The sequence below is a fragment of the Comamonas sp. B-9 genome (assembly GCF_000410635.1).
Taxonomy (GTDB): domain Bacteria; phylum Pseudomonadota; class Gammaproteobacteria; order Burkholderiales; family Burkholderiaceae_C; genus Comamonas.
The window spans coordinates 1-5,205 of the sequence record NZ_APCR01000570.1 but is presented as its reverse complement, the minus strand read 5'-3'; the positions used below and the strand labels follow the sequence as shown (position 1 = coordinate 5,205).

Genomic DNA, 5,205 nt, shown 5'->3' with positions numbered 1-5,205 from the left:
AGCAGCCAGCGGCCGCTGCTGCCAGGCAGGCCAGCGCCCAGCCGCGCCAGGGACAGAGAAAGGGGCGCCATCGAAGAAATCTGTTGCATGGGCAGCAGTCTAGCGGCTATGCCCAAGCCCGGCATGCAGCCTTGGCTTTGCCCCGATAATGGCGAGTTGCCACCCCTCTACAGGGGCTGAAACCGGGCGCCAGCATAGCGCCCGTGCGCACCCTACCCCATGAACCTGCTTGCTCTCGAATCCAGTACCGACACCCTCTTTATTGCCACCGCACGGGATGACCAGCGCTGGCTGCACAGCGGTGCCGGTGGCCAGCACACCTCCAGCCAGCTGCTGCCGGCGCTGCGCGGCCTGATGGCCGATGCGGGCCTGGGCTTTGATGCGCTGGACGCGATTGTGTTTGGCCGGGGCCCGGGCTCGTTCACCGGGCTGCGCACCGCCTGCGCCATTGCCCAGGGCCTGGCCTTTGTGGCCAAGGGCGGCCAGGGCGTGCCGGTGCTGCCGGTCGATACCTTGATGGCCGTGGCCGAAGAGGCCCGCCTGCAATACGGCTGCACCCAGGTGCTGGCCTGCCTGGATGCGCGCATGGACGAGGTCTACAACGCCGTCTACCAGTATGTGGACGGCCACTGGCAGACCTTGGGCGATCTGCAGGTCTGCCCGCCGCAGCATGTGCAGGTGCCCGCAGGCTTTGTCGTGGCCGGCAATGCCCTGCCCATTTATGGCGAGCGCCTGGCGCCCGCTGCCACCCATCTGCAGGCCATGCCCACGGCCCAGGCCTTGCTGAGCCTGGCGCCCTACCTGCTGGCACAAGGCCAGGCAGTCGCTGCGCAGGATGCGCTGCCGCTCTATATCCGCGACAAGGTGGCCAAGACCACGGCCGAGCGCGAGGCAGAAAAACAAGCCCAGGCCGCCGGCAGCCCAGGCACGGCGCCATGAGCCTGCCTGCCACGCCCCAGCTGCGCTGGTCCGCGCTACGCATTGATGACCTGGATGCACTGCTAGAAGTGGAGAACCAGTGCTACAGCCACCCTTGGACGCGGGGCAACTTTATCGACTCGATGGCGATGGGCTATGCAATGCAGCTGCTCTGGGCCGGCGAGGAGCTGATCGGCTACTTTATTGCGATGCAGGGCGTCGACGAGCTGCACCTGCTCAATATCACCGTCAACCCGCGCCACCAGCGCCAGGGCTGGGCCAAGGTGCTGCTCGATCAGCTGCGCAGCTGGGCCGTCAGTGCGCGCGCGCAGGCGATCTGGCTGGAGGTGCGCATCAGCAATCTGCGCGCCCAGCAGATCTACCTGGCGTTTGGTTTTGAATCGGTAGGGCTGCGAAAGCGCTACTATCCGGTATCCCATGTCGAACGCGAGGACGCCATGGTCATGCGTTATCTGCTGCCTACCACCCCATGAGCCTGAACCTGGACGCCCGCCAACGCGCCATGCTGCAAGAGATGGGCCACCCGCTGTGGTGGCCCGAATCGCCCGCGCCTGCCGCCCAGGCCGCGCCGGAGACATCTTCCGCTCCTGCGCCAGTGGCTGCACCGCCATCGCGCGCGGAGGCGGTGCCTGCCCCAGCTGTGGTGCCCACCGCAGCGGCTGCAGCAGCGACTACAGCAGTTGTTGCACCTACTGTTGCACCCGCTCCAGCGGCAATGCCGGCTGCTGCGCTCCCAGAAACGGCCGCGCCAGTTGCCGCTATTGAGCCAACGCCAACGCCTGCAGCAGCTGCACGCCCCACGTCCCCACAGGCGCTGCCCGCCGGTTTTCCGCGCGTACGCTTTGCGCTGCGCGCACCGGTCCTGCTCGATCTGCAGGGCAAGCAGCAGCCGGCCGTGCCCCCCACCCAGCCGGCCTGGCTGGTGGTGGCCGAGCTGCCCGAGGGCGCGCCCCAGCAGGGCGAAGCCTGCCAGTTGCTGCTGCAGATGCTGCGCGCCATGCGGCTGACCGATGCCCCCGTCTACTGGGTGCCGCTGGCCCGCATCCCCGCCAATCAGGAAGGCGACGACGGCCTGCCCAGCTACAGCATCGAGGCGCTGGTGCAGGAATGCCAGCCCGCCATGGCCTTGCTGCTGGGCCTGCCAGCGGTGCGCCACCTGATGCCGGGCGACCAGCCCTTCTCCAGCCTGCGCCAGCAGCTGCACCAGTTGGGCGGCAACCAGCTGCCCGCCGTGGTCAGCTACGACCCCAGCCACCTGCTGCGCACCCCCCAGGCCAAGGCTGCAACCTGGGCCGATCTGTGCTTTGCGCTGGCCCAGGCCGGGCGTTAATTTTTCTTCACAAACCTGCCAATCTGCCGCCAATCTGCCGCCATTTGGCCGCCAAATAGCCGCCACTTGGTGAGTGTAGGCGCCCACTGACAGGCTGTGGCGTGGGGCGTTGACAACGCTGCGCGCGGACAAAGCGCATCGTCATGCGCAGCGGATGCGGGAATGCCATAATGGCGCCCATTCACAAACCGGAGTCTCTCCTTGGATCCCTACCCTAGTTGGTAGCTTCCACCCTGGCAAGCACATGGCTGCACAAGGGTCGGAAGCGCCCCCCGCCCCCTTTTGCAGACCAATAACAACAAGGAAGTGAGCCCATGCTCAACATCTTTACGCTTGCCAATGGCCGTCTGGTGCAGGAAGAGATCGAGTCTCTCCAGGACCTGGCCCGTTTTCAGCCTATCTGGGTTGACCTCGAATCCCCCACCCTCGAAGAAAAGCGCTGGATCAAGCAGCACTATGGCCTGTCCATCCCCGAAGACGCGATGGACCAGGACATTGAGGAATCGGCCCGCTTCTACGAAGAAGACAATGGCGACCTGCACATCCGCAGCGACTTCCTGATCGATGACGAAGACGACCCGCGCAGCGTGCGTGTGGCCTTCATCATGAACCTGCACAATGCCGCGCTCAAAAGCTATGGCGTGCTGTTTTCCATCCACGATGAGGATGTGCCGGTGTTCCGCCTGCTGCGCCTGCGCGCCCGCCGTGCACCGGGCCTCATCGAGGACAGCAAGGACGTGCTGCTCAAGCTGTTTGACGCCGACGCCGAGTACTCGGCCGACACGCTCGAAGGCATCTACGACGACCTGGAAAAAGTCAGCACCCAGGTGTTGGCCGGCAATGTGACCGACACCCACGCGAGTGAAGTGCTCTCGGCCATCGCGCGCCAGGAAGACTTGAACGGCCGCATTCGCCGCAATGTGATGGACACCCGCCGCGCGGTAAGCTTTGTCATGCGCAGCAAGATGCTCAACTCCGACCAGTTCGAGGACGCGCGCCAGATCCTGCGCGACATCGAATCGCTGGACAACCACACCGCCTTCCTCTTTGACAAGATCAACTTCTTGATGGATGCGACGGTCGGTTTCATCAACATCAACCAGAACAAGATCATCAAGATCTTCTCGGTGGCCAGCGTGGCGCTGCTGCCGCCCACCTTGATCGCCAGCGTCTACGGCATGAACTTCAAGTACATGCCCGAAATCGACTGGCAATACGGCTATGCCTACGGCATTGCGCTGATGGTGGGCAGCGCGCTGATACCGATGCTGTACTTCCGCAAGCGCGGCTGGCTCAAGTAAGCACGGCAGCGCCCACTACACCTGCTTGGGCCGCAGGCACCACAGGGCAGTGCCGGCGATCGATGCGGCCAGCATCAGCACCCACAGTGCACCCAGCTGCCACTGCTCCAGCGCCAGGCCAAACAGAAAAGGGGCGCTGGCCTGGGTCATGCGGGCGGGCACCATCAGCAGGCCCTGGCGCTGGCCATAGCCTTGCGCACCAAACATGGCCAGCGGCAAGGTGCCGATCACCACGGTCATGATGCCGTTGCCCAGGCCAAAGGCCAGCGCATAGACCCAGGCGCCCGAGGCACCCAACAGCGCCAACGCCAGCGCCGCCACGGGGTAGGCCATGACGGCAATGCGCGCCGACCACAGCGGATGGGCGCGGCGCAGAAAAACATAGTCGGCAATGCGGCTGGCCACCTGGGCCGGGCCCACGAGTGCCGCCGCAGCCACCGCCGCCGTCGCCGTGGCGCCGCTGACCACCAGCAGGCGCGGCAGGTGCGACATCATCGAGGTGCCGATGAACCAGATGGCGGCAAAGGTCAGCGCCAGCAAGACCAGGCTAAGCCACTGGCCTCGCAGCGCAGCAGCAGGCGCTGCAGGCACGCCCGCTGGGGCTGCTGCCGCATCGGTACGGGCGCGAGCCGCTGCATGGGGCAAGCTGGCATGCAGCGGCAGCAGCACCAAGAGCTGCACCGCCGCCCAGACCAGGCAGGCCTCGCGCCAGCCCCAGCTGTGCAGCAGCCAGGTGGTGAGCGGCCAGCTCAGGGTGCTGGCAAAGCCGCCAAACAAGGTGATGCCGACAATGCTGCCGCGCGCGGCCTTGCCATACAGGCGCACCGAGGTGGCAAAGGCCGCCTCGTACAGGCCCGCCCCCATCGCCAGCCCCAGCAACCACCAGACCGCAAACAGCTGGCCCTGGGTCTGCACCTGCGACAGCAGCAGCAACCCCAGCGCAAACAGCACATTGGTGGCCATCAGAAGCGGCCGCCCGCCCCAGCGGTCAATCAGCCGCCCCGCCACCGGGCCGGTAAGCGCCATCATCAGCAGCGCCACGGAGAACGCCGCAAAGATGCGCGATGGCGCGATGCCCAGACTCTCGCCCATTGCGCCGGCCAGGATGGCGGGCAGGTAGAAGGCCGAGCCCCAGGACAGCATTTGCCCCAGGCCCAGCTTGCAGGTGGTCAGCACCTGGCCGGGCGCAAAGGAGTGGGCGGAAAAAAGGGGCATGGTCGGCAACAGCGCATCAAGGCAGCGCGCCATTGTGACGAGGCTTGCCGCAGTGCACAGTCACCCGCGCTACCGGGTAGACGTTTAACGGCTGGGCAAGCTCCGTACCAGGCTGCCGATGATGTGCTGCGCGTAGCGGCTGGCAAGGCTGCGGATAAAGCGCGGAAAGTCCAGGTGCGCGCTGTCATCGGCCCGGTCGGAGATGCTGCGCATGGCCGCAAAGGGCAGGCCATGGTCGGCGCAGACCTGGGCGACAGCAGCGCCTTCCATCTCGACGGCCAGCGCCTCCATGCCTGCGCCCTGCAAGCCGCTGCGCAGCGCCTGCACTTCGGCGGCGCTGCTGACAAAGCGGTCGCCGCTGACGACCAGGCCCTGGTGCATCTGCGGCGCGGGCAGGCCCAGCTCGGCCGTCCAGGCTGC

5 protein-coding genes and 1 pseudogene are annotated in these 5,205 nt (G+C 66.2%); 4 read left to right on the top strand and 2 right to left on the bottom strand.

Annotated elements, in window-relative coordinates; all coding sequences use genetic code 11:
• The first annotated feature begins 219 nt into the window (after nucleotides 1-219).
• The 4 genes from tsaB (at nucleotide 220) to corA (ending at nucleotide 3,570) form a co-directional block, all read left to right on the top strand.
• Nucleotides 220-939: a tRNA (adenosine(37)-N6)-threonylcarbamoyltransferase complex dimerization subunit type 1 TsaB gene (tsaB, locus tag H928_RS0105695; protein WP_021025636.1), complete on the top strand. Its 720-nt coding sequence runs from the start codon at nucleotides 220-222 to the stop codon at nucleotides 937-939.
• On the top strand, nucleotides 936-1,412 hold the full coding sequence (gene rimI / locus H928_RS0105690; RefSeq protein ID WP_021025635.1) for a ribosomal protein S18-alanine N-acetyltransferase: 477 nt from the start codon (nucleotides 936-938) through the stop codon (nucleotides 1,410-1,412). Before tsaB ends, rimI begins: the two co-directional genes overlap by 4 nt.
• Nucleotides 1,409-2,269, top strand: a complete 861-nt coding sequence (locus tag H928_RS0105685) for a DNA polymerase (RefSeq protein WP_021025634.1) — start codon at nucleotides 1,409-1,411, stop codon at nucleotides 2,267-2,269. Before rimI ends, H928_RS0105685 begins: the two co-directional genes overlap by 4 nt.
• Nucleotides 2,270-2,583: 314 nt before the next feature.
• Complete coding sequence (corA, locus tag H928_RS0105680; RefSeq protein WP_021025633.1) at nucleotides 2,584-3,570, top strand: magnesium/cobalt transporter CorA; 987 nt, start codon at nucleotides 2,584-2,586, stop codon at nucleotides 3,568-3,570.
• A gap of 15 nt (nucleotides 3,571-3,585) precedes the next feature.
• On the opposite strand, the gene H928_RS0105675 is transcribed toward corA, so the two are convergent.
• Nucleotides 3,586-4,785 (bottom strand): MFS transporter, encoded by a 1,200-nt coding sequence (locus H928_RS0105675; RefSeq protein ID WP_052329783.1) that lies wholly within the window; start codon nucleotides 4,783-4,785, stop codon nucleotides 3,586-3,588.
• Nucleotides 4,786-4,869: 84 nt separating this feature from the next.
• Nucleotides 4,870-5,205 (bottom strand): annotated as a pseudogene (locus H928_RS0105670) (5'-methylthioadenosine/adenosylhomocysteine nucleosidase); the annotation flags it as partial.